At 52.5% G+C, this 24,373-nt stretch carries 24 protein-coding genes; 7 read left to right on the forward strand and 17 right to left on the reverse strand.

All coding sequences use genetic code 11. From position 1 onward, the window contains the following. Positions 1-226 precede the first annotated feature (226 nt). Positions 227-742, reverse strand: a complete 516-nt coding sequence (locus tag FCL42_RS03745) for a hypothetical protein (RefSeq protein ID WP_136862044.1) — start codon at positions 740-742, stop codon at positions 227-229. Further along, positions 735-1,493, reverse strand: a complete 759-nt coding sequence (locus FCL42_RS03750) for a winged helix-turn-helix domain-containing protein (RefSeq protein ID WP_136862045.1) — start codon at positions 1,491-1,493, stop codon at positions 735-737. The genes FCL42_RS03745 and FCL42_RS03750 overlap by 8 nt, the downstream gene beginning before the upstream one ends. Before the next feature lie 398 nt (positions 1,494-1,891). On the opposite strand from FCL42_RS03750, the gene FCL42_RS03755 reads away from it, so the two are divergent. The 3 genes from FCL42_RS03755 (at position 1,892) to torR (ending at position 4,155) form a co-directional block, all read left to right on the forward strand. Further along, on the forward strand, positions 1,892-2,692 hold the full coding sequence (locus FCL42_RS03755) for a cytochrome C (RefSeq protein ID WP_136862046.1): 801 nt from the start codon (positions 1,892-1,894) through the stop codon (positions 2,690-2,692). A gap of 25 nt (positions 2,693-2,717) precedes the next feature. Further along, the gene (locus tag FCL42_RS03760; protein WP_136862047.1) at positions 2,718-3,248 is read left to right on the forward strand and encodes a hypothetical protein; all 531 of its coding nucleotides are present in this window, start codon (positions 2,718-2,720) and stop codon (positions 3,246-3,248) included. 178 nt (positions 3,249-3,426) lie between these two features. Then, positions 3,427-4,155, forward strand: coding sequence for a two-component system response regulator TorR (gene torR, locus FCL42_RS03765; protein WP_136862048.1), 729 nt, complete (start codon positions 3,427-3,429; stop codon positions 4,153-4,155). Here torR and torT read toward each other — a convergent pair. After that, the gene (gene torT, locus FCL42_RS03770) at positions 4,130-5,020 is read right to left on the reverse strand and encodes a TMAO reductase system periplasmic protein TorT (RefSeq protein WP_136862049.1); all 891 of its coding nucleotides are present in this window, start codon (positions 5,018-5,020) and stop codon (positions 4,130-4,132) included. The genes torR and torT overlap by 26 nt on opposite strands. A 130-nt stretch (positions 5,021-5,150) precedes the next feature. Between torT and FCL42_RS03775 the strand changes: the two genes are divergently transcribed. After that, positions 5,151-7,973, forward strand: coding sequence for an ATP-binding protein (locus FCL42_RS03775; protein ID WP_136862050.1), 2,823 nt, complete (start codon positions 5,151-5,153; stop codon positions 7,971-7,973). Here FCL42_RS03775 and FCL42_RS03780 read toward each other — a convergent pair. From FCL42_RS03780 to FCL42_RS03815, 8 genes are all read right to left on the reverse strand, one after another. After that, positions 7,967-8,617, reverse strand: a complete 651-nt coding sequence (locus FCL42_RS03780; RefSeq protein ID WP_136862051.1) for a TorD/DmsD family molecular chaperone — start codon at positions 8,615-8,617, stop codon at positions 7,967-7,969. The two genes, FCL42_RS03775 and FCL42_RS03780, sit on opposite strands and share 7 nt — an antisense overlap. A 63-nt stretch (positions 8,618-8,680) precedes the next feature. Continuing rightward, a complete protein-coding gene (locus FCL42_RS03785; protein ID WP_136862052.1) occupies positions 8,681-9,316 on the reverse strand; it encodes a DMSO/selenate family reductase complex B subunit in 636 nt (211 codons plus the stop codon). Positions 9,317-9,328: 12 nt separating this feature from the next. Beyond that, a complete protein-coding gene (locus FCL42_RS03790) occupies positions 9,329-11,815 on the reverse strand; it encodes a DMSO/selenate family reductase complex A subunit (protein ID WP_136862053.1) in 2,487 nt (828 codons plus the stop codon). 53 nt (positions 11,816-11,868) lie between these two features. Then, positions 11,869-13,872, reverse strand: a complete 2,004-nt coding sequence (locus tag FCL42_RS03795) for an MtrB/PioB family decaheme-associated outer membrane protein (RefSeq protein WP_136862054.1) — start codon at positions 13,870-13,872, stop codon at positions 11,869-11,871. Between the two features lie 11 nt (positions 13,873-13,883). Beyond that, the gene (locus FCL42_RS03800) at positions 13,884-14,813 is read right to left on the reverse strand and encodes a DmsE family decaheme c-type cytochrome (protein ID WP_136862055.1); all 930 of its coding nucleotides are present in this window, start codon (positions 14,811-14,813) and stop codon (positions 13,884-13,886) included. A 293-nt stretch (positions 14,814-15,106) separates the two neighbouring features. Next, entirely contained in the window at positions 15,107-15,436 is a 330-nt protein-coding gene (locus FCL42_RS03805) for a hypothetical protein (RefSeq protein ID WP_136862056.1), read from the reverse strand. 193 nt (positions 15,437-15,629) lie between these two features. Then, on the reverse strand, positions 15,630-16,895 hold the full coding sequence (locus FCL42_RS03810; protein WP_136862057.1) for a DUF4785 domain-containing protein: 1,266 nt from the start codon (positions 16,893-16,895) through the stop codon (positions 15,630-15,632). 12 nt (positions 16,896-16,907) lie between these two features. Then, a complete protein-coding gene (locus FCL42_RS03815; protein WP_136862058.1) occupies positions 16,908-17,759 on the reverse strand; it encodes an esterase/lipase family protein in 852 nt (283 codons plus the stop codon). A gap of 388 nt (positions 17,760-18,147) precedes the next feature. Between FCL42_RS03815 and FCL42_RS03820 the strand changes: the two genes are divergently transcribed. Further along, on the forward strand, positions 18,148-18,978 hold the full coding sequence (locus FCL42_RS03820; protein ID WP_169308282.1) for a helix-turn-helix transcriptional regulator: 831 nt from the start codon (positions 18,148-18,150) through the stop codon (positions 18,976-18,978). Beyond that, positions 18,965-19,627 (forward strand): LysE family translocator, encoded by a 663-nt coding sequence (locus FCL42_RS03825; protein WP_229359769.1) that lies wholly within the window; start codon positions 18,965-18,967, stop codon positions 19,625-19,627. Before FCL42_RS03820 ends, FCL42_RS03825 begins: the two co-directional genes overlap by 14 nt. A 77-nt stretch (positions 19,628-19,704) precedes the next feature. Here the strand turns inward: FCL42_RS03825 and FCL42_RS03830 are convergent, their stop codons facing one another. Both FCL42_RS03830 and FCL42_RS03835 read right to left on the reverse strand, forming a co-directional pair. Next, positions 19,705-20,055, reverse strand: a complete 351-nt coding sequence (locus FCL42_RS03830; protein WP_229359770.1) for a DUF2750 domain-containing protein — start codon at positions 20,053-20,055, stop codon at positions 19,705-19,707. 10 nt (positions 20,056-20,065) lie between these two features. Beyond that, complete coding sequence (locus FCL42_RS03835; RefSeq protein ID WP_136862060.1) at positions 20,066-20,446, reverse strand: DUF3069 domain-containing protein; 381 nt, start codon at positions 20,444-20,446, stop codon at positions 20,066-20,068. Positions 20,447-20,647: 201 nt separating this feature from the next. Between FCL42_RS03835 and FCL42_RS03840 the strand changes: the two genes are divergently transcribed. Next, a complete protein-coding gene (locus tag FCL42_RS03840) occupies positions 20,648-21,040 on the forward strand; it encodes an SWIM zinc finger family protein (RefSeq protein ID WP_136862061.1) in 393 nt (130 codons plus the stop codon). 10 nt (positions 21,041-21,050) lie between these two features. On the opposite strand, the gene FCL42_RS03845 is transcribed toward FCL42_RS03840, so the two are convergent. The 4 genes from FCL42_RS03845 to FCL42_RS03860 form a co-directional block, all read right to left on the reverse strand. Further along, a complete protein-coding gene (locus tag FCL42_RS03845; protein WP_136862062.1) occupies positions 21,051-21,887 on the reverse strand; it encodes a WYL domain-containing protein in 837 nt (278 codons plus the stop codon). A gap of 98 nt (positions 21,888-21,985) precedes the next feature. Further along, the gene (gene pxpA / locus FCL42_RS03850; protein ID WP_136862063.1) at positions 21,986-22,723 is read right to left on the reverse strand and encodes a 5-oxoprolinase subunit PxpA; all 738 of its coding nucleotides are present in this window, start codon (positions 22,721-22,723) and stop codon (positions 21,986-21,988) included. Further along, complete coding sequence (locus FCL42_RS03855) at positions 22,701-23,690, reverse strand: 5-oxoprolinase subunit C family protein (protein WP_136862064.1); 990 nt, start codon at positions 23,688-23,690, stop codon at positions 22,701-22,703. Before FCL42_RS03855 ends, pxpA begins: the two co-directional genes overlap by 23 nt. Continuing rightward, positions 23,683-24,315 (reverse strand): 5-oxoprolinase subunit B family protein, encoded by a 633-nt coding sequence (locus tag FCL42_RS03860; RefSeq protein WP_136862065.1) that lies wholly within the window; start codon positions 24,313-24,315, stop codon positions 23,683-23,685. Before FCL42_RS03860 ends, FCL42_RS03855 begins: the two co-directional genes overlap by 8 nt. Positions 24,316-24,373 lie beyond the last annotated feature (58 nt).

Here is a 24,373-nt window from a genome sequence, read left to right on the forward strand (position 1 = left end):
AGCATGATGGTTGTGGTCTAAGCTTTTAAGTTCCTCTAGGAGAACGTGCTAGCAAGGAGGCCGCATGAAAGCAACTCAGTTTATACGGATCTACTTTTGGTCGATGCTGACCTTGGTGTTGTTTGTCGCATTAATGCCGGGCCGGATCTGGTAATCAAAGATCCCAACCCCCTCAGTACGGACGCTCGCCCCTTAGCACTGCTAAGGGGCGTTTTTATTGGCGAGTTCAGTCGATGATGCGACAGCCGCAAACGGCGTTGGACGGCTGGAAGAATACCGCCGCAAAGCCTTTATTATCGTCTCGCTGCAGCAATCGCAGCGTTAAGTTGTGACTTCCCAGGTTGGTTAGATTGCTCTTGGCAAAGTTGCTCAGGTAGTTCATGTGCGCCACCTGCGCCTCTTTCGGGCGGTACATCTCGGTGTTGACGGAATCAACGGCAATTTCATAGATGTCCTGCTCAGTGGTGCCGCCGACAATCTCCCCAGACATGGAGATCATTGAGTGGGGTTCTCCAGAGCGAGTCAGGTAGCGGTAGCTGACGTTGGCGTAGGTGCCCTTGAGTACGAAGTTGGCTATCAGGTAGTGGCTTGATTTGCCCTCATCGGTGTTGTCGTACAGCTCGTTTCGGCAGCTCAGGGTGAGATTGGCATCCATCTCTTTGATGGTGTTGTGGCCAAACAACAACATTAGCAGCATCAGCAGTACGATGAGGTTTACGAACCGGAACAGTTGCTTATTCACAGATCTTTACCTCCTTTAACCAGTTGGCTGAGATGAACTCAGGGCGGGCCCGAAAATCACTGATCTTCATGTTTCGAATGCGTATCGGCGATGCCAATGAAAATAGGGTGATGTTCAGCATCTGCTGATCATGGGAAAGGGCTATTTTGACTCGCTGCCACTGGCTGTATTCACATTGGGTAATGTGCTGTGCCAAAACGTCTCCATAGCGTTTCATTTCAGCGATGTTGGCCTGCGAGGAGGTCACAAAATCCAGCGAGATTTTTTGGCCACTGTGATTGGTGATGGCAATAGACTCAGCGGTGATCGGCGGGCCTTCATAATTACTGACACTGGTTCGCCAGAAAAACAGCATCGAGACCACCACCACCGCCAGTAGCGATAATATCTGCATCCCCTTAACAAAGGTCCTCGGCAGACGTCTGGAGGTCGGCTCTAGCTCCGATGGATCCTCGATTTGGCTTGGTAGAAGCTGATAACCCTCTTTAGGAATGGTGTGCAAACAGTGGGCACCGGCATCCCCGAGGGTTTGTCGTAAGGTAAACACCGCCTTTACCACGGCGGACTCACTGATTTGAGCACTATCGGTCCCTGCGAAACTGAGCTCTTTTTTACTAAGGGTAATTCCAGGTTTTTCTGCAAGCTGGCCTAAAACGATCAGCTCACTTCTGGTTAGCGTAACGGTCGCACTTGATTCAAGGTGTTGCAGACACCCACGATCGGCAATAAACCGATATTCGCCAAGAATCATTAAATTGTCCTCATCATCATCTGTTTACATTGTAAAAAGAACCCAGATAAAAGACCGTGATCTGCACCTCCAGACTCAAATCCCTCGTGCATCTGTTCGGGCCAATCCCGACACATTGAGATCGCCGTGTAACAAATTTCAATTATTCCAACAGCGGTAATCTCTGTAATGGCGATTACGGCAGAGATATATCTTTCTTGGCGCGCCCCAGATTATAGAAAACACTAGACCTGTCCCTTGGTCAGATGAGGCTTCATTAATATTCACCAAATCTAATGTACAAAAATTATCGTGATCCCCGTCACTAAATAAAGGCCGCGGCCTTCCTAGCATGATTACCACGCCGCTGATGACGGCGATGAAAAACAACCTAATAAATTGAGGTAATGATGATGAGTATGGACCGTCGAAACGCACTGAAAAATATCATTGGCATGACTACTTGTGCAGCGGGCGCTGCGGTAGTGCCTAATATGGTTCTGGCAGCTGAGGAGTCTTGGCAGTTTGCACCTGAAGACGCCAACACTCTGGCTTGGACCAAGGTTGACCCAATGGAGGTGGCTAAAATTTCTTATCAGGAAGCCGTTCGTACCAAAGGTTGTATGTATCAGGTGTTCCATGCACTGGTCACCGCTCAAGCGCAGGCCGGTGGCCCAGATGCCGACAAGTTCGCGGCAATTCCAACCGCGCTGTCCATGTATGGCAGCGGTGGTATCTATGGCTTAGGTACCGTGTGCGGTAACAATAACGCTGCAGGTATGTTCTTTAAGTTGATCTCCATCAATGGCAACAAGCCAAGCTCCATGGAAAAGGTTTCCGCTTACTACCAGAACACCATGCTTCCCTATAACGACGCTGAATTCTTAACTGCGCTTGGCGTCTCTCAGGCTGACTTTGATGCCAATGTTGTGGTGCAAACCAAAGCGGAGAGTTTGCTGTGTCATGCCTCTTTGACTCGTTGGTGTGAAGCGTCTGGTAAAGCAGTGGCCACCAAGGGCATGCGCTGTCAGCTATTGTCGGCTTCCATTGCATACCACATCGCTGAAATTCTTAACCAAGAGCTGGAAACCGGAGATGTCTCTGATCTGCCTGGATACGAAAACGTGAGCCAGTGCGTGATGTGTCACACCAAAGCGGAAGACTCTATGGGCACCTCGGTGATGGCGGGTATGGAATGTGATACCTGTCACGGCAACTAATTTCGGCGAATAGAGGAGAGATTCCATGAAAAAAGCATTAATCGCCATGTTAGTCGCAAGCATGACCCTAGTGGGTTGTAGTGACGATGACGACAACAGCCCGGTAGACCCAGGTCCAACCGACCCGACTGATCCAACGGACCCAACTGATCCTACCGATCCGGTTGATCCTGAAACCATTGTCATTGGTGAAGCCACCAGCATCAACATCGAACAAACCAGCTTCGATGAGGTAACCGGCGAAGTTTTGGTGACCTTGACCACGGATGACGGCGTTGCCATTACCGGCCTAACCGACTTTGGACTGCGTTACATGGCCTTTGAGGCCGACCAGCCTTGGAAACACATGCAAGACATGATGGGGCTGTCCAGTCACGAAGCACTAATTGCTGACTGCAGCGCATCCGATTGTGACGTTACCATCACCGAGGGCGAAAACGGCTCCTACAGCTTAATGCCAAAGAGCTACGAGTGGCAGGGCACGCCGGAAAGCTACAAAGCTTGGCTACACATCAGCACAGAACTGGTGGCTAAGGATCCGCTTTGGATCGAGTAATCATCATTAGATGTTAGGTTATTTGGCTGGCGTTTTCGCCAGCCTTTTTTATCTGTGCTGTCCAACAAACTTGACCCAAACTTGCCTGTGAGGCGGGTTATAATCCTATTAGTACGCTATTGAAACTGCGCTCAGCATTTTGCATTATTCGTCGGTTATTAACTGATAGGTATCGATTATGGGCCAAGGCCGCATTCTCGTCGTGGACGACGATCAAACTACCCAGATTCGCCACTGTGGCTACTTTGAACAGGCGGGCTACGAGGTGGCGGTGGCAAAGGATGCTCAATCCATGCGCGATCAGCTAAAGAGTGCTCAGTTCGATATCATCTTATTGGACGTAAACCTTCCCGATGACGACGGCATGATGCTGACTCGTCAACTGCGCAGTGAGTCTGACGTTGGCATTATTTTAGTCACGGGCCGCTGCGACAGCGTCGATAAAATCGTTGGCCTTGAAATGGGCGCCGATGACTATGTGACCAAACCGGTTGAGATGCGTGAGCTGTTGGTTCGGGTGAAAAATCTGCTTTGGCGAATTCGACGGGCAGAGATAGAGCCGTCACCGAACTCGGATGTGGCCCCATCAAGCTTTGAGTTTTCTGGCTGGCAATTCGATCCTAACGGTCGTCAGCTTCATCGCGATGGCATTGAAGTGAAGTTAACCAAGGCGGAGTTTGAACTGCTTCACGGCTTTGTGCTGCACCCGCAACAGGTGCTGCCCCGTGAGCGGTTGCTGTCGATGATCTCCAATCGAGTCGATGGCCCTAACGATCGCACGGTAGATGTGTTGATTCGTAGGCTACGCGCCAAAATGGAGAAGCCCGAAGGTTACCCAACTCTGTTTGTTACCGTTCATGGGGAAGGGTATCTGTTTTCATCTACGGTATCGGGTCAGGGGACCTAGGCTTAACCTCATAGGTAGCCTGAAACCACGGATCGGAGAGGGACGTATCTGGCTCACCCAGGTTTGACGGCGTCAGCAGTGAAATCTGTGGCCCAACCTGCTGGGGAATCGACTCCCCCTTTAGGTATTTGACTGCGTAGTTCACCGCCATCTCTCCCTGCTGTCTCATGTTGTCGGTGATGGCCATTTTCACCTTATCTCGCATTAATCCGCGATATACACCGTGACTAAGGTAGGTACTGATGATGTCGGTGTGAGAATTTTGCACCTCATTGATGGCAATCTCGACCGAAACCGCACCGCCAATAATCAGATCCGGCGCTGGATGGGTTTTTAAGTAGGAGGTCAGCAGTCGCCGCTGGGCCGACGGACTGTTTTCACCGTAAAGTGTGGCCTGAATCTGAATCTGCTCGGGCAGAGCATCCAATAACCCTTTGCGCATAAACTGATTGCCGCCCCGGCCCCTCGGCCCCAGTAGCATTAAGGCACTTAGGGTGTTCTCTTTGGGGTAGTGCTCTGCCAATCCCTGCGCCAATGCCCGCCCCATCTGATACCAAGATACGCCAACTAAGGATTGCACGTAGTAGGGGTCGGTGGCGTTTACCACTGAGATAATTGGCGTGGTCTCGGCTGCCTGAGCTACGGCATTGGGTAACTCGTAGCTGACGCTGCCCAGTAAAATCAGATCCGCCTGCCACTGCAGACATTTGGAGATTTGAGCCACCTGAATCGCCTGATTTTGGTAGCCCCCGGCTTCCATCACCTTCAATTGAACCTGGTGAGCTTGCGCCGCTTCCACCATGCCTTGATTCACACTGAGCCAGTAAGAATCCTTAAGGTGAGGGTACAGGGCGCATAACTTCATCGCTGTGGCAGGTGATGAAGTTAACAATAATAGTAGGCTAGCTGCGATACTAAGGCGTGTTTGCACGTTTGGGCTGCTGGTTTTGATACACTTAGTTCATTGTACCAAAGCTTTCAAAAGTGCTGCTGATTTGTCTGCCATTTTTCCCAATAGATCACTGAAATCCAAACTACTGGCCGCGTTTGCGATCATGGCATCGCTGTCGTTGCTGGCGGTCATCTTTGGTGGTTTGGGGCTTACCCAACTTAAAGATCGTCATGACCAGTTGGCGCAGCGGGCGGTGCCACTGCTCAACCAAGCGCGTTCGGTATCAGAGATCACGGGCCGAATTGTTCTAAATGGCGAATACCTATCTCGGCTTCAAAACCTTGATCAACTGCAAGGCACCAAAGATAAGCTGGATGAAGATTTGGAAGCGCTGCAGCGACTCACGTCCCAAAGCATCGAGCTTGCGAATGTGTTCCCGGAAAAGCTTGATCAGCGGGTACAGCAGCAGATCACGCAGCTCGCCACCAAGGTCTCCGATCGCATTCAGATCTCAATGGAGTTTGAGCAGCAGTGGAACCGACTTAATACCCAAGTGCTGGATATGATTGAGCTGGTTGATTCCCAGTTGGCCAACGCTGAAACTGCTATGGTGTCCAGAAGCATTGGGTTATATCAAGGGCTGGCTAACGATCCCAGTTTTGTCGATCAACTGATCGAGGTGGACTTGAGGCAGCTACGGCGCATGAATGAGCTGAAATACAACTTGGTCAAGTTGCGACAACAGCTGTTGACCATGCGCCAAAGTGACACGTTTCGGGAATTAACCTGGGACAAGCGCCAATACCACGCCTCGTTGAGTTACCTGCCACTTCTGATTGAAACCGTACCGGATCCGGATCAGCGCCAAGAGATGGCGGGGCTTTATAAACAACTGGAGAGCGGTAAGTCTCTGTTTCAGCAACGCAGCCGGCTGCTGACGTTGGACTTTACCCTAGATCAGCAATCCCAGCGCTTAGACACGGTGTTTGTTGGTATCCGAGCCAATATGAATCGTGTGCTGACGTCGGCAAACCAAAAAGTGGAAACCACGGAGCAACAGGCGGACACGGTGTTTCGCATCGCGTTAACCTTAATGTTCATCGCCGGTGTTGTTGCCATTTTTGTGTCCATCACGGTGTTGAACCGAGTGGTGCTAAAGCAGGTGGTGACGCGAATTGAACGCTTTACTGAGGCGCTGCTTAAACTGGCTAGAGGGGATCTCAGTGTGTCAGTGGCCGCGGAGGGCAAAGATGAGCTAAGCCAACTGGCCGGTGCCATCGACTCCTTTAAGCAAACTGCCATCTTAAAACAACAGGCGGAATATGAGCTCAAACAGCAGCAAAAGGTACTCGAGCAGACGGTGGTCGAGCGCACCGAAGCGTTGTCTGCGACCAATGAGCAGCTGAATCATCAATTGGACGTTGCCGCCGAGGCGAGGGCGCAGGCGGAGCAGGCCAATCAAGCCAAATCTCGATTTTTGGCCAACATCAGCCACGAGATCCGCACTCCAATGAACGGCATCCTAGGCAGTGCTCAGCTGATGGAGGCGCATTCGCTGACCGCCAGCAACCGCCAATATCTGGAGGCGATCACTCAGTCAGGGGAGCACCTGCTTGAGGTGATCAACGACGTACTGGATTACTCCAAAATTGAAGCAGACAAGATGAGTCTGTCTAAGGGGCCGTGCAATTTCAACCAGGTCTTAGCTGAGGTTCGTGACACCATCAGCCCTAAGGCGCAGGAGAAGGGCTTAGATCTGGTGGTGGATTATCTTGATGACGCTCAAGCCAATCTGTGTCTTGATCGCGCCAAAGTAAAACAGATTTTACTTAACCTGCTGGGCAATGCAGTGAAGTTTACCGAGGAGGGTGAAGTCATACTGCAACCAGAGTGGCGCAGTGGCACCCTAACCTTGGACATAACCGATACCGGCGTGGGGTTGTCGCAAGCGGAACAGTCGCGACTGTTTACCCCATTTGAGCAGGGCGAGCACCACAGCGAAGGTACTGGATTGGGACTGGCGATCAGTCAGCGCATGGCCAAATTAATGCAAGGGCAAATTACGCTATTCAGTGAACTGGGGGAGGGCAGCACCTTTACCTTAGAGATTCCGGCTGAGTCAGTATCGTCTGTCTTGGTGAATCGTAATGAACCAGCAACCACGACAACCCTCCCACCACAAAAGCTGTTGGTGGTGGAAGATAATGCAACCAACCGCCTGGTCGTTGAAGGCTTTTTAACCAAGCTAAATCAGCAGTGGCAGATGGCCTGCGATGGCGCAGAGGCACAAGCGGCCATCGAACGTGGCCCCTTTGATTTGGCGCTGGTGGACATCAATTTGCCCGATACCAACGGCGTAGCGCTTCAAGCTCGGTTAAAGGAGTGGCACTTTAACAAGTTTGGTTTGCCGCTGCATACGGTGGCCATGTCGGCCCACGCCTTTAGCGAACAGGTTGAGGGCTTCTTAGCTCGAGGGTTTGATGCGTTTGTATCCAAACCGATGAAACTTGATGATCTTGCTGTGGCACTGAGTCAGCAACCGTCTTTAAGGGCTGCCGAGCCTGCCTGTTGCCAGCCGTCAGCGGCCCCCGGTTGGGTGACAAAGCCGCTCACTGGCATCGATGAGGCCAAATTGAAAGCGGACGTTGAGGTGCTGGGGCGCGAGCGCATGATTCAGATGTTAGAGGCGTTCAAACAGGACTGTGAAACCTATCTGTCGCTTATTGATACTCAAGATGGTTTGGGTCGCGGTTTACATCAGCTTGCGGGGGCGGCGGGCGCTTTGGCGATGACGGATCTGGAAGGCGCATGTCGGCAGTGGCAGGCTCAGAGTCAGTTGTCTCAGAATCAATATCAGCAACTGAGACAGCTCATTGAGCAAGCTCAGTCTCAAGTTGCTGAGGTGATAACCCATCGCCGCTATTGATACAGGGATAGGCTAACGGGGTTGAGTTCAAGGTCGGATTTCAACCCTGCTAACACCGAGGCAGTAAGTAGAGCGATGCCCTGATAGTAGCCACTGTCGGCGTGCTCTAACATCAAGGTTTCAAAACGGCCGCTCCAAGGCAACAGGTGCTGCTCTAGCAGGGCTTTGGCAACGCCCAAGTGTACGCCGTCTTTGTCTTGCATCTCCTTACCAAACAGTTGACCCACCATAGATAGCATCAATCCGATGTGGTCGATAGGCTCCTTGTTATCGGTTTTCACTGAGATCCCATAGTGGTTCATAAACGCCGCCAGCGCCTCGGTGGAGGGGCCACACAGCAGACGTTTTTCATGAAGGTATGGGGAGCCCCAAGGTAGGGCGGTTGGCATCTGTGGCCCAACAAACAATTGGGTAAAGTCGGGTTTTAATTGGGTCAACAGTGTGGCGTTATCTTGGCGTAAACACTCCTGAAGGCGTGCCAGCCCCTGAGCTCGCAGTTCTGGTTCCCCAGATTGCGGCCAGCTGTCCCACACCTCGATGTCGCGAAGTTGGTCTAGCAGGTAATCGCCAGGCTCAAAGTAGAGGGCATGGTAGAGGATGTTGGCTTGCGCTTGGTAGAAGGCCAGTAGGTCGTGATTTATCATGATTCAGATCCTAAAAAGGGGACTTTGTATCAGAAAGCCCCCTTTGTTCTGTTTAGACTGAGCTTACACTTCAGCCCAGTTTAGTACGTCACCCTCGTTGCTGCCGGTAGGACGAGACAGGCGGTTGGTGGTGATGATGAGGTTTGGATTGGTGATGCTGCTGCTTGGCAGTGGCGCCACTTCCGGCTGAGAAGCGTTTGGATACTTGGCCTTCAGCACGTCCATCTCATCAAAGTCCAGAGCACGCATTGGGCAGGACTCAACACACACAGGCTTTAAGCCTTTTTCAATGCGGTCCACGCAGCCATCACACTTGGTCATGTAACCTTTTTCGCGGTTGATCTGTGGCGCATCGTAAGGGCAGGCGCGGGCACAGCTTTCACAACCAACACACAGAGAGGTTTCTACGTGAACCAAGCCGTCTTTGGCACGCTTGTGCATGGCGCCAGTTGGGCAAGCTTTGGTACACACAGGCTCAGAGCAGTGGTTGCAGCTGATGGAGGTGTAGTAGGCGAAAACGCTCTGAGTGATGGTGCCATCACTGTTCTTGTTCCAGGCACCGCCACCGTACTCGTATACACGGCGGAAGTTAACGCCTACCGGAAGATCGGAGCGATCTTTACAGCTCACCTGGCAGGTTTTACAGCCGGTGCATTTGCTGGTGTCGACGTGAAAGCCGTATTGCTTGTTGTTTGACATGGTTCGCTCCTATTAGGCCTTGCGGATTTCGACGCGGTTAGTGTGTTGACCGTTACCTTTAGATACCGGCGTCGGGCGCTGTGAAGTCAGGGTGTTCAGACAGCCACCAACATCCACAGAGGCGTCTGAGTTAAACTTGAGCCAAGCACCTTGGCCAAGGGCGGTTACGCCAGTCATGATGCGTGGAGTCACTTTAACCGGCAGTTCGATTACGCCGCGGTCGTTAAATACCTGCACCATGTCGTCGCTGCTCAGGCCACGTTCGGCGGCATCCATTGGGTTCATCCAAACCGCATCTTGTACCGCTTCACGCAGCCAAGGCACGTTGTGGTAGGAAGAGTGGGCACGACCTTTGGTGTGGTAACCGTGCAGCTGCAGTGGGTACTTGTCGGCTTTCTCTTGCTCACCGTCGATGTTGTCGTTGACCTCGAAACCGTCCCAAGTTGGAACGTATTTTGGTAGAGCAGTGATCACGTCACCGGCAGCCAGCTCCCAGGTATCGGCCATCTTCTGCAGCTCGGAGGAGAAGATCTCGATCTTGCCTGATGGGGTACCCAGAGGGTTGCCCGTTGGGTTGTCACGGAAGTCTTTTAATACCACGTAAGAGCCATCAGGCAGGTACTGACGGTACACACCTTTGCTCATCATCTCTTGCTTGGATGGCAGCGGGTTGGCAAAACGCTGAGTGCCAGCTTGAGCGGACTCGTAGAATTCGGTACGCCATTGGTCTTTGGTTTTGCCTTCGGTGAATTGCCCCTCTACGCCCCAAGCGCGTGCCAGGCCCAGAGCGATGTCATAGGCATCACGACATTCCCACATTGGGCCAACGGAGGAGGAGATCTGAATCAGTGATGCTGTGTCGCCAGCGGCATAGGATTGGTTGATCAGATCGTCTTCTGCCTCTAACCAAGAGATGTCAGGCAGGATGATGTCGGCGTATTCAGCAGATGGGGTCATCCAGTTGTCGATAACCACAATCAGCTCACACTTGCTGTCATCACGCAGGATCTCACGGGTCTTGGAGGTGTCTGCGTGTTGGTTGATCAGCGCGTTACCGGCGTAGTTGATGATCGCTTTGATGTTGGTGCCCAGCTTGCCGTCACCGTTTTCATCCAGTTCGTCACCCGGCAGTACCACGCCGTCTTTCAGTACGGTCATGTTCTCGCCATCTTCGATGGCTTGAGTCCAGCTGAAGAAAGAGATCTTCTTGTTTACTTTGCTGAGGTTACCCAGAGTTGGCATCTTAGGGGAAGACAGAGAAGCACCGCTACACAGCGCGCCGTTGTTGGTTCCTGCGCGGCCAACCGCGCCCACCAGCAGTGGCAGCATGTAGCAAGCACGGGTGTTGTTTTCCCCAGCAGCCTGACGAGACAGAGAAGCGGCGATGTGAACAAATGGCGCGCTGGCTTCAGCAAACTCTTTCGCCAGAATGCGGATGGTGTCTGCTGGTACGCCACAGATAGGTGCTGCCCATTCAGGAGTCTTGGCAACGCCATCGGCCGCATCGCCTAGGATGTGAGCTTTGTAGGAGTGCTCGTAGCCATAACCCTCTGGCATGGTGTTCTCATCGAATCCTTGACAGTAGGTGTCTAGGAATCCTTGATCATGCCAGTTGTTGTTGATGATCTCATAGGCCAGCGCTTCCATCAGCGCCGCATCGGTGCCTGGGCGAACTGGAACCCACTGATCTTCTTTACCCAGAGCAGAGTCGGTGTAGCGAGGATCGATGATGACGGTTTTAAACTTGCCGCCGTTTTGAGCGCGATCCGCTTGCTTAGCCTGGATGATCTTCAGGTAGTCGTATGACTCACCTGAGCCTGACATACGAATTTCACTTGGGTTGTGACCCACTAACAGCACGAAATCAGAGTTAGTCATTTCGGAGTTGGAGGAGCCTTTCCAGCCGTAAGAAGCGGAGCCGTAGGTGTACTGAGCCGCTTTATACAGCTGTGCCCAGGAGTAGTCACCGTAGGTGCCCATGTAGCCGCCCATGATGTTCATCAGGCGGAACAGACATTGCTTACCGGTGAAGTGGTAGCCAGCACCAGAGTTGTAGGTGAAGTGAGTAGACTCAGGGCCGTACTGGCCACGCAGGCGAGACAGCTCGGAGGCCACGTGGGAGAACGCTTCATCCCAGCTGATGCGCTCGAATTTGCCTTCACCACGGGCGCCGATGCGCTTCATTGGGTACTTGAGGCGATCCGGGGCGTAAACGCGTTTACGCAGGGAGCGACCACGCAGACAGGCACGGATCTGGTGCTGGCCGTACTCGTCGTTGTCGTAGAAGTCGGTTTCGATGCGAGTGATCACACCGTCACGGCTGTATACGCGAACTGGGCAGTTGGAACCACAGTTCACCAAGCAGGCGCTCCAGTTCAGCTTCTCTTCCACTGGCAATACTTCAGGTGGTGGTGTCTGGGCGGATTCGGATCCACAGCCAGTAACCACGGCGGCTGCGCTCATGGTGGCGCTCATTTTTAGAAAGTCGCGGCGTTGCATAGGTTTTTACCTCTTATTTCGCAGGCGCGCCAAGGCGCCTGCGGGGTTTTCGCTCACAAAGAAAGGGAATAGGTCAACATCACCAGGTGGGCGTTGTAGTTGTGATCCAACTCGCCCAGGGTGGTTAGCCCGCCAATGGCATCGGTAGCCACGTTGGCGTAATCGGTGTCGTAGTAGCGTTCATAGCGGTAGTCCAGTTTCAATTGGCTACGCTCACTCAGCTGATAGGCACCGTACAGATTGAACGAGTGGCTGTAGCTGTAGTAATCGTCAAATTGACCGTTTTCTACGGCGCTGTTGTCCGCATCACTGCTGGAATCGGCGTACAGGTAGTCACCGCCAATCACCAACTTGTCTGCCATCAGGCCTCGGTATTCAAAACCGGCACCCAAGCTGATGAACTCGTCGTTGATCTCAGCAGTCCAGGTTGGGGTAGTGGAGTAGAGTGCTCCTGCCTGATTGGTGTCGATCCACTGCTGACCGGCAAACCCGTACAGGGTTAGGTTTTGGGAGGCTAGGTAGTTCAGAGTTAACTGATAACCGTAGTCCTCGGAGTCGGTCAGGCCGATTTCGGTGGCGCTGTAGTCGTCTTTGGCGTATTGGGCGCTCATGTCCACGGACAGGTTGTCCAGAGGGGTGTGAGTTGCTCGAACTTCAAATTCGGTGCGGTCACGATCTGCCAAGTAGTACTTGCGCATCAGCTCGTTCTCCTCGGAAGAGGAGTGCTTATTGGCTTGGTATTCGGAGCCATCACGTTGAGAGAATCCTGCCTTAAGATTCAGCTTCCAACCTTCAAACGCGCTGATTTTTAGGGCGGTCCAAAGGCCGTACTCATCGGTGGTCTCACGAGCCCCTAAACCATCACTCTGAGTGCGCTCGATGCTGTCATAGTCGAACCCAGCGTCAAGCCTGTAGCCTTTGGCGATACGATATTGGGCGCTTAAATTGGCTCTGTTTTGAGTGCTGTCTAGCAGCACGTTTTCTTCAGTGATGCCGCTTACGGCGTTGTAATCGAACTGATTAAACTGAAACACCGAACTGTTGTTATCACGGCTGTTGTGATTCAGCTTGGCACTGAGTCGCCATCCGTTACCCACCACTGTGGTGAAGCGGCCGGTGGCATCCAAGGTATCGACTTCGCCGTCCCAGCTGGTGATAGGGCTTTGCAGCGCGTTGACCACGCCGTCATCTTGAATCATTCGACCGGCACTGATGCGTCCGTCGAATTGACCCAAATCTGCAAGGTAGTTACCTGAAAGTGTGACCTGATGGCTTTGGTTGTCCGGTGCTTCGGCGTAGAGGCTTCCGAACGCCTGGTGGCTAATCTCAGTTTGGTTGTTGGAGAAATCACTGCCCTGATAAGCCAGTTGAGTTAGCCAGTTTTTTCCGGCAACCATGGCGCTGGCGCCAAAGCTTTGGGTGTCTTGATCCACACGCTGAGCGATATTAATTGGCGATGGCGTGGTGACATAGCCTGCCTTGGTTCCGGTTTTCTGCTCTTGGCCGAAATCCAGTGAAGTCGTTAGGGGCAGGCCAAACAGCACCATCTGATTCTCAAAGGCGAGATTAATGCGCTCGCGCTTTAGGCTCAGCTCAGGAGAGTACGCAGCATCGCTTTTTAACAGCTCATCCCCTTGCTGGTAGTAGTGGGTGTTGGTATTGCCACTGTTTACCTGATACAGCTGACGATAATCTAAGGTCGCTTTGTTACTGCCGTTTTTAACGACAACCTGAGCATCGCCATGCTCTTGGCCTAGATCGTGGGCCTTAAGCGCCAGCTGCCAGTTTTGACGGTTAAGGTTAATTTTGCCGCTTAAGGCTGCCACGGCACCGTCGTCGTCGGCGCCAAGGGCGTTTGCGGCGTGAATGTCGTCAACCAGAGCACTGCCAACACCCATACTGATGTTGCCGGAGACTGCTTGAGCCGTTGCGCATTTCTTACATTGCCACTTGTCGAACTTCACCTTATCGGTATTTGCTGCGCCAACGCCGAAATCAACCGCATAGGCTGGTGCACAGGCGGCTAAGATGGCAAGGGTGATCATATTCTTATGCATGTTGCCTCCAATTAGCGCTGCAGCGCTTTGCCCTGTGGGTGATTAGAGCCGTGGATCTGGCTGTGACAGTTCAAGCAGCTGCCGCCACCGGTGAAAGCGCTGTCGCCACTGTCGCCGTATGGGCGGCTGGCGTGAACATTGCCGCTGTGGCACTGCTGACACAGTAGAGGCGCTCGGGCTTTAAGTAGGTTGTCGTTTACAGAACCATGGGGAGTGTGGCAGTTACTGCAGTTGTCGATGACGGGCTGGTGCTCCCACAATTTAGGACCACGTTTGTCGGCGTGACAGCTGTAACAGGTCTGATTGACAGACACTTCATTTAGGGAAGACTCGGTCAATGAACCATGGGGGTTGTGACAGTCGCTGCACTGCATCTCGTCCCAGCGCATTGGGTGGCTAGAGCGTTGATGCATCTGCATCTTTTGTTCACTGTGACAGCTGGTGCAAGTGGCGTTTTGCTGCTGCTTGTCCAGAATTGGATCCTCAGCAACGTGAACCTGGTGACAGCTCACGCAGCTCACCTCTTCGAGGTTATGGGTGCTTGCATGCCAGCTCATGCGCTCGGCATCTTGGTGACAGCCCATGCAGACGGAGTTTTGCGCGTCGACACTGGTCAGCGCGTTTGCACCGAAGTCCAACATCGGCTCTTTACCGCCGCGGTTGTGTTTGCCTTGAGGACCGTGGCAGGCTTCACATTGAAGTCCAGCCATGGGGCTGTGACCGCTTTGACTGCCGTGAACGCCATCGAAAATCGCCATGACTTTGTCGTTTTTCTTATGGCACATAAGGCAGCCATCGGCGCCTTTCTTGGAGTAGAGGCCCTGCTCAAACTTGTGAGTCAGGGTATTCATTACCTGCTCTTGGGTTTGATCGCTCCATGGCTTGGCCTGAAGGCCGAAGCTGGCGCTGATGACTAGGGCAATCGCTAATGGACGTCTCATCCGCTTCACTCTCTAAGTTGCGTTGCTGTGGATTTGGGATGTGACTAGATTAGAAATTCGATATGAAAAAGGTGGGTAGGGTTATGAACAGGCGATGTGGAATTATGAAAGAATGTGAACAGATGGCCCGGGGTTGTGACGGTCATCTAATTATTTAGGGGTAGATACAAAAATGGGCGAAGGTGGAGGATCAAAACTGTGAACCACCTCAATCAAAAAAAACGCCGGATGGCGGAACTTTTCATAAATTCCTTCTGTGCCATCCGTTTAATGACAAATGAAGGGTGAGGAAACTACTCCTTCAGCTGGTCTTTTAGCTTGTACCAAGTCCAATAATAGGCAATTCGACCACTGCGATAGATCACCGCTCCCATGGCTGCAAAGATCAATACCACCAGAGGGGCCGTGTAGTTGTCGGCGGCGGCACCGGGTACGATCCAGATAAGCATCATCAGCACCACGCCGATGAGGCCCAGCGGAATCCATTGGTACAAGATAGCGAGGAAGGCGTACAGCCAAACGCGGCCGTAGCTGGGGTTGGGATTGGTGTGGACATACTGCTGCAACTCTTTTAGCAGTTTGGCGTTCATCTGCTTGCGGTCGGTTTGAGTAATGATCAGCATCGCTACCTCCTTCATCAGCTATAAGCATAGACTCAGATTTTCAGGTTAGGTAAATACGTTTGCTAACTTCAGCATACTCTTTAGTCTCTTAGAAATGAATGAGTTGAGAGCTTAAGCTGCCCTGAAAACCCCAAATCGCCTATATTAACCGCCAAAATTAGGGCCCCATTGGGGCCCTAGTCGCATCGGGGGATCACCGCGATGTGGGGTTTAGCTCAAGTGTTAATTGTTGCTGGTCTAAGGTTGCCAATTGGCTCTGATCTTTGAGTTCAATCAGAGCGATTCCAAAGGGCGCCGTCAGTCCGTGTTGGGTCAGCAAGTCGTTATCAACGGTCAGGTCGAACTGGTGATCTCCAGCTTCCAGCCAACGGGCTAAGTTCAGCTGCTGAGCGGGATGCTTTTGACCATCGGCAGCGGTCGCTTCCAACACCACACTCACCTGATACCGTCCCGCCTGAGAGACCGTTACAGGCAACACGATGCTGGCTAAGGCCTGCTGTTGCCATGTTGCATTAAGCTGTTCACCAAAACTTGCAGTCATCAGCTTGGGCTTTACCGCCGCTTTGATGTTGCGCTGAACGACTGTGCCATCGATGTTCGATTCGGTGCTAAGTACAATGGTGTGAGCCGGCGCTTGAGTCTTTAAACTATTGGGTAGGTCAAATATGTGTCCATTTTCGCTACGCACAACTGGTAGGTGAATCAGCTTGCCTTGCGGCAACTGTAATGTCGCCGATATTTCGCTACCTAGGGGTAATGCCTCGGCCCCTAGGGTGGTAGAAATGGCGAATTGCGATGAATTGGCGACGGGCGAGACTTTGGCGGTCAACGAATAGGGAGAGCCCTTCTCATTAACGTGTAGATAGTAGAGCCCGTTGGGATCCAGCCTGTCGCTAACGCTCAGTTGATAGTCCCCAGCAACCACCTGGTCGGAGATGGCAAAAACCGATTGATTGGCCAGCTGTGTTGACGCTCGGCCTTCAATGGCGATGGGACTCAGTAGGCTTGGCTGCGACTTAGCGGCACTGGATTGATTCAAGGCAACCTTGCCATCGGCAAGCAAGGTGACGGAGCCTGGTGCTATCTGTTCGGCTCGAATCAGTGTGCCGCTGCGATTATCCCAACCTGGGCTAAGGCGAATCAGGGAACTGCCTTGGGTTAAGGGAAGGGTTACCCCACGATTGAGCTCGGCGCCGGTTACGGTTTTCCAAAGCTCGGTACTGCTTTGCACGCTAAATTCCGGCTCGAGAAACTGACTCACGCTGGCGCCGCTGCCGTAGAGGTCGGCGGTGTAACGAACGCTTTGGGTTTCTGTGGTGGCAGATTGAAATTCAGATGGCGCCGACAGGGATTGTGGCGGGGCTAAGGGGTAGCTGGCACTTTCTGCGTTGGTGGTGCTATCGCTGCCACAGCCCACTAAGGTGCTAAGGAGCGTTATGGCGATGAGAGTACGTGTCATGACGAGCTCCTGTTAAATATGGTTGCGGATGATGGTGTCGAGATTGAAGCATTTGCGGCGGCTCTGCTGATGGCTCAGGGGCTCTCGACCTTTGGTTTTGCTCTTGTCTATAAACCACACTTGGCCGGCGGCTTGCTGGGAACGGCACTCAAGAAAGCCATCGGAGCAGTCATCAAGCCAGTTTTGGGTGGTTTCCAATGCAATCTGATTGGTATAGCCGCCACAGTAGCTGTCGCTGTCCCAGATGGCTGAGTCCACGTCAGAGCCAACCACGGTCTCAAACAGAGCGGGCAGCGCAGGTCGGCCGGAGGTGCCGTAGAGGTTGTTGGCATTGTAGTGAGCCATGTGACTGACTTGCTGCATCTCCACCGCATCGGAGTCATAACCTAATAGCCAACCAAGGGTGCTTTCAAATACGTTGCCGTTTTTAACGGCGTCCGCCAGCGGTGTACCGCCACTTGAAGGCGCGAGAGCGATAACGCGGTCGGTTTTGGCCACAATGTTAGGGTAACGACTGTCCCATGTTGGGTTAGAGAGAATCCAGCGCACCACATTGCCACCGTTTGAGTGGGTCAATAGGATCAGCTTAGAGAGGCCTTTCTGCGCGATAAAATCGTTTAACTGATTGGCTAGGCAGCCCGCTGCCGCTTCTGTCCACATGTATTGGTCAAAGTCACAGTTGATGACGGCGTAGTTGTTGGCGTTAGGCAGGCCCTGACGCACCGAATCCACAAATCCGGAAGTCCAGTAGTCATTGAGGGCATTGGTTTGTTTGCCGGTGCCATGGACAAACGCCAGCCCGGTATTGGCGCTGACCGTTGGGGCAATAAGCACAAACAGCAGCAAAAGTCGTATTGGTGTCATAACGCATCCTTGCTTGAAGAGAAATAAAGTGGTCAAACCACGAAGTCGAAGCTAAACGTGATTTTTGATGCTGAAAAGGGGGATAATCCCACCATTTGAAAGGGGATTTACTTAGAGTAAAAACACTCTTTTGAGTCGATTTCCCTTACAATCTCCTGCGAAGTGGCGCGTTATTTGGCATTTGCCGATGTCGGGCTTTTCGTGGGATCGGCAGTTTTGCCTGGAGCGGGGGACGATCGCTCAAACCGTTTTCGGAGAAGACCACCGAGATTTGGTTGTAAATTGCCCAAGTAGAGTGTTGTTTTTTCTGCACTGCAGGAAATATACAAGCTCAATGGCACAAAGGGTGTTGAAATAGGTCGTTGATTAGGATGTGTTGAGGAACTGCGTGAATCGGGTTTGTATTAAGCAGAGTGCCATTGACGGTGTTGGATTGATCGACGCCAACTACGGCAATTTTGCGTTTCGTCGCCATTACCATCTGGAGTACCACATTGGGCTGATTATGGGCGGCACCCAGCGTTATCACTGCAAAGGCAGCCAACATCACGCTTCCCCGGGCCAGTTGGTCATTATGCCCCCCGATCTGATTCACGATGGCCAAGGAGTCGACAATCAAGGTTATGCCACTAAGGTGTTTACCTTGAGTCACCAATGGCTAGCAAATTCCCTTGGGGAGATCACCGGCCAGAATGAGCTCGGTTTTACCCAGCACTTGGTGGATGATCCCCAACTGTATCGTGGGTTAAGTCACGCCCATCATCTGCTTACCGACGCAAAGCAGCCAGCACTTGCCCATGACTGTTTACCAATTGAGATGATAGAGCAATTGGTCAGCCGCCACGGTTCGATGACGCCGAAACGAACCGCAACCTTAGGCAAGCGGGATCTCAGTGAGATCCGCGATTATATGTTAGCTCACCTAGATCAACCGATCCGGCTGGCGGATCTCTGCCAGTTGTGCGAACTGACCGAGACCGCACTGACACGAACGTTTAAAGCCACAACCGGACTTCCACCCTACGCGTGGTTGACTCGGCTGAGGTTGGAAAAAGCGATGGAGTGGCTGCGAACAGGGCGCTGTGTAACCAGCGTCGCCCAGTTGGTCGGGTTTTATGATCAGGCCCATTTTTCAAGAATCTTTAAGCAGCAGTTTGGCCTAACTCCAGGCCAAGTGTGTGGCGCTCATAGTGGAATTAGACCCAGTGATTGCATCTGAAACCAGTTTACTTGTTACCCTGGCGACCGTTCACGCCATCGCCTTAGCCAGTCCAGGCCCCGACTTTGCGCTGGTAGTGCAAAACGCGGCGCGCTATGGCCGTCGTACCGGATTTTACATCGCCTTTGGGCTGTCTATTGGCATTTTACTGCACTCGTTGTTCAGCTTAACCGGAGTGAGCTTACTGATTCAGCAGCATCCAATGTGGTTTGTGGTGATCAAGCTCGCTGGCGGCAGCTATCTGCTGTGGTTGGGAATTAGCGCTCTTGGTTATGTGCTTGCGCATCGCGGTGAAAAGAGGGCCATGGCAAAGGTTGAGGTGACCAAAGGGCTTGAGTCGCCTCTGGCTGCGTTCAGTCGCGGCTTTATGACCAACATCTTAAATCCCAAAGCTCTGGTGTTCTTTGTGTCGCTGTTCTCCTCTTTGGTACCGGCGGATCTCTCCTTTGAAGGCAAGCTTGGGGCTCTGTTTATCCTATGGTCATTGGCGTTTGCTTGGTTTGCCATACTGGCACAACTGCTGACGTCCAAACGCCTGCAATCTAAGCTGCAGAGTGCCGCCTTAACACTGGATGGGATCTGTGGCGTGGTGTTCGTCTTGGTGGGTGGCGGGATTCTTTGGAGCACACTAATGAACGCGATGGGTTAATCGGTATTAGTCGAGAAAATCCCACAAAAAAGGGCAAAGCCGAAATTGGCTTTGCCCTTGATGACTGTGGTTAGCCGTTAGCTTTTGTAAAGCTTGGCCAACTCCATGGCGTCCATCTCTTCCCCTTCAAGGGAAAGTTGCCAGTCACAACCGATCAACACGCCATCTTGGTTGAGATCGTTCAGCCACTCTTCAAAGAACTCTTCCAGCTCAATTTTGGCAACTTGGTACGCTTCCCATTCGTCGATGCAGTGCTCTTTTGCGCCGGCCTCGGTTGACCACAGAGGCAGGACATCGGCATCTTCGAATTTGGCGGAATCGCAGATAACCCATTCATCGCCATTGGTTAAGGCGTAAAAACCGCGGCCGTCGAAGGTGGCGTCAACAAAGTGCTTAACCACATCGGAGGGCTTGTTCATGTTGATCATGGTCGCTTCCTTATGCAAATGGGGCGTTCAGTTGGCGTTTCAGCACTGGGTTGCGGCGTGCTGCTTTGATGTTCTTCAACATCAACTTGATGCCACGTGCCAGAACCGATTCGATGTGAGTCGCTTTTTGCTCCTCATCAATATCGGCTTCTTGAGTCATGCGCAGTGCTTCGGCGGTCGCACCTAACAGGTTGTAGGTGACCGAAGCGTGCAGGCGCTCAAAACTGCCCATCACGTTTTGAGCACTGGCTGGCAGGGCGTCAAAATCTTCACGAAGTGGCGCTTCGATGGCGTCAAAGATGGATTGCAGTCCTGGGTGGGCTTCTACTTCCAACTCATAGAAATCCGCAATCTGCTTTAGCTCTGGAGCCAGAGTAATGGTGTCAGTCATGATCTTTATCCTGTTGCCGTATTGGCGAATTTAAAACGCGGGCATTGTAGCAGCTTAGCCCGTGAATACGCAGGATTTCTCGGCCCTATGCAGGCTTTTATGATCTCAGACGCCTCAAAGGGGCAAGCGAAGGATTAAGGTATTGTCTTTAAGAAGTTTTCTTTTTAGCCTCAGAGGGTGTTTTGGTGATTGGAGTAACCCATGCAACATCAACAGTTAATGGAGCTTGCTGGTGAGCGAAGCTTTAAGCGCGGTTTAAAGTATTTTCAGCAGGGTAAGGTGACTGACATCCGCCACAGCCTAGACAACCAGTTTCAAGCGCTGGTAAACGGGCGAGAGTCCTACTCGGTGACCCTGAGTCTTGACGACGGCAACTGGCAAGGGGAGTGCTCTTGCCCAGCATCGGATCACAGTGACTTTTGCAAACACTGCGTCGCGCTGGCCTTGAGCATCGAAGCGGATGAACAGCTGGACTCGGCGATAAAAGCCAAACTCAATCGCCTGACTAAGGCCGAACTGATTGAACTGCTAGGGCGGGCGCTCTATGAAGCACCTGAGCAGTATCAGGTGCTTAAGTCGGAATTGCTGGGCTAGGGCGGGTGAGTTAAAGCTCGGGCTTAACCACCAACATCTGGGTATTCAGATCGAACTGTTGAATGGGCGAACTGATCTGAAGCGCCCGCAGCTGGTAGTTGAGTAATGCTTTGCGCGTGGTGATATGGAGTTCGGTTTCAAAGCCGTAATCTGCCGCCACGATTCTCTGCTGCTTGGGGTTAAACAGCGGATTAGGTACGGCGGTAAAGCTTACCTGCTCGTTCCAGTCAACATCCCCTTCTTTTAAATGTTCACTGGCATGAAGCCGTTTGGGGATACTCCTTATGCGGGTTAACACCAGATCCAGATAGGCTTTTTGAGTTTCGCAGTAGCCTCGGCAGTGCCAGCGAAAGCCATCGTGAACTAGGGTGTGGGGCACAAACACACGCTCGACCTCATTTCCACTTGCCAGAGAGGCATAATGCATCTTCACCCGGTGACCGCTTCGACAGGCGTTTAACAGCGGCCGTACCACCTTTGGGTCGACCGGGCGTTCGGCGAGGCTGACCAGACTGGTGAGCTGGGCGGTGGAGGAGATGACCTCAATGCCTCTTGCTGCGTCCCAAAACTCTAATTGCTGTAGGTGATGCAAATATTCATTGAGACTGCCGTTACTGTATTTGGCGTGGAAGCGGCCACTGGGTCGATAGCCTTTGAGCTTGGTGTCGTAATCTAAGTTACTGGGATGAAGCTTAAGGTAGTGATTAATGTCTCTCGAGGCTTGCTGCCGTCCAATACCAAATTGCTGGCACAGGTGGTTGGTGTTCAGTCGTCCCTCCCACAGGGCGATGATCTCCATGTGTCGAAAACGAATCTGCTGGTCCCACTTGATGTTGGCTTGGTTCATTGGTTGGCTCGATAACGGTTACATAGTGTGACTATAAACGCGACACATACTTGGTATCAAGCCTAACTTTCAATGATCTATAGGAGTTTTGGCTTAGCTTAAAGGGGTCGCCGCCGTGTCAGCTCGGTTAGCAGTGTTAGGCTGTCTGGATTATCGCCATGGACGCATAAGGTGTCACAAATAAGGGGTACTGTGTTTTTATCCAGTAATGTAATGGTGCCGTCAAATTGCAACTGTTCATATTGGGTAAGCGCTTGGGTATGAGTTAGCAGTGCCCCTGGCAAACTGCGCTGACACAGGGCGGTTGCCGATTGATAGCGGCGGTCAAGAAACGCTTCTTCCATCACTGGGTACCCAAGCGCTTTGGCGTTTGTTGCCCCTTTGGAGCCAGCCATAAGCATCAGAGCTGGTGCGTCTGATTCAGTAAATTGCTTTACTGCATCAACGAATGCATCGAAGACGCTAGGATGGGTAGAGAGGTCGTGATACAGGGCTCCGTGGGGTTTGATGTACTCGATGACCGCGCCGAACTTGCGGCACACCTTTTCCAACGCGCACAGTTGCTGCAGTAGGCTGTGGGTCAGTGTTTTAGGCTCTATCGATAACGACCTGCGGCCAAAGTGCTGTGGATCTGGATAGCTTGGGTGAGCGCCGATCATCACCTGATGTGTAAGACATTGGGATACCGCAAATTCCATCGACGTTTTGTCACCCACATGGCCGCCACAGGCGATGCTTGCGGCATCGAGCAGCGGGTAAAGTTTATCTTCAAAAGGGGAGCCTTCTCCAAGATCGGCATTGATTATTAGTGCGTTATTGCGGTTGCCAGTCAACATGGTTGGTACTCCAAAGGGCGTTAGCGGTGGCGGTCTCGATGGGGTGAAGTTCAATGACACTGCCGGGTAGCAGCTGACAAAGGGGATTGAGATCTCGCTCGATGACGTAACCGATCACGGGGTAACCGCCGCTGGTTTGGCAATCTCGCATCAGTATTACCGGGTTGCCATCCGGTGGCAGCTGTATGGCACCGGGAAAGATTGGAATGGACGCCGCGCGTCCCAGCATTTGTGAAAGCTGGCTGAGTTTTGTCTCCCGTTCCCCTTCATCAGCAGCCAAGGCGAGCCCAGACTGGTGTAGTTTAGACAGGCCAAGCTTTAACCCCATGCGACTGAGTTGAGGGAGAAGGGTTAATTGTCCCTTGGCCAGCAATGGCCATAACCTCGGCTCGTTAACTATCACTCTGCATCTAGATATAGGCTTGGGGCGATAATGGCGAGTCGCCCCTTGAGTGCACTCATCAAGGAGGTTGGTATGAGTTAGCGGAATCTGGTCGCCCGGCTTCAAGGTGCGTCCCTCAAATCCCCCAAAACCGTTTTGAATATCGGTGCAGTAACTGCCAAGTACCTTAGGCAGTGCGAATCTGCCTCTGACGCCAAGATAACCATAGAGGCTGCCTCCTTGGTAGCGAAGCTCCAGTGTGTCCCCTTGATCAAGTGTTATTCGTGATGATGGGATAAGCGTTTTAGAAGCCGAGGTGTTACTGCGCCGATGGATAAGCCGGTGACAGCTGCCTTGGTAGCTGAGGGTGACCGGTGCATTGACACTCAGCGTTAACGAACACGGCCCCAGCTCAATCGCGGCCCGGCTCAAGGGATTACCTAGGTTGTGGTTTAGGGTGGCGAACGCCGCTCTGTCCATGACGCCACATTGAGGCACACCCAAATGGCGGTAACCAAACCGCCCTCCATCTTGAATTGAGGCAAAGGATCCCGCTTCAATGATCGTAACAAGAGGTTCAGTCATCGTAGGCCTCGAATCGGATGGTATCGCCGACGTTTAATCGGTTTGGCGGGCTTTGGTGAGGATCAAATAGGCTAACGCTGCTGTGGCCGATGATGTGCCAACCTCCAGGGCTGGAAGTTGGATAGATGCAGCAGCGGTTTTGGGCGATGGCGACGCTGCCTTTCTCAACCTTTACTCTTGGGTTAGCACGTCGAGGCAGAGACAGAACGTCAGGTAAGCCGGTCAGATACACAAATCCTGGCAGAAATCCAAGACTGTCTACGGTGAATACCGCGCCTTGATGTTGGCTTACGATCTGCTGAGCCGTTAGCCCGGTTTCTGCTGCGATAAAGTCGAGATCGTCACCATCGTAGTGAACGGGAATGACGTGTAATTTCTCAGTTTGATTGGCTACGGCGTTGTGAACCGCAGACAAGGCGAGCTCAATTTGGCTTTTTAGGGCAGCGCCGCAAATGGGGGCGGCAAGGCTTAACCACAGCCCATCTGCCATTGCGATGGCGTCCAAACAGCTTTGTTGCTCGCGCATCTTATTCGCCACAGCCTGAAGACGTGGCCAATCTGCCTGGGGCAGGGTGATGTGGTAGCGACACTCGCTAATGGGGTGGATTGCAATGGCGTGGCGCAACGGGGACCTCCTATGTCCACTTCAATGCTTAAATCCACGCTATCAGAGAGCCAAGGTA

It is taken from the genome of Ferrimonas aestuarii (assembly GCF_005116665.1).
In the GTDB taxonomy this organism is placed as follows: Bacteria; Pseudomonadota; Gammaproteobacteria; order Enterobacterales; family Shewanellaceae; genus Ferrimonas; species Ferrimonas aestuarii.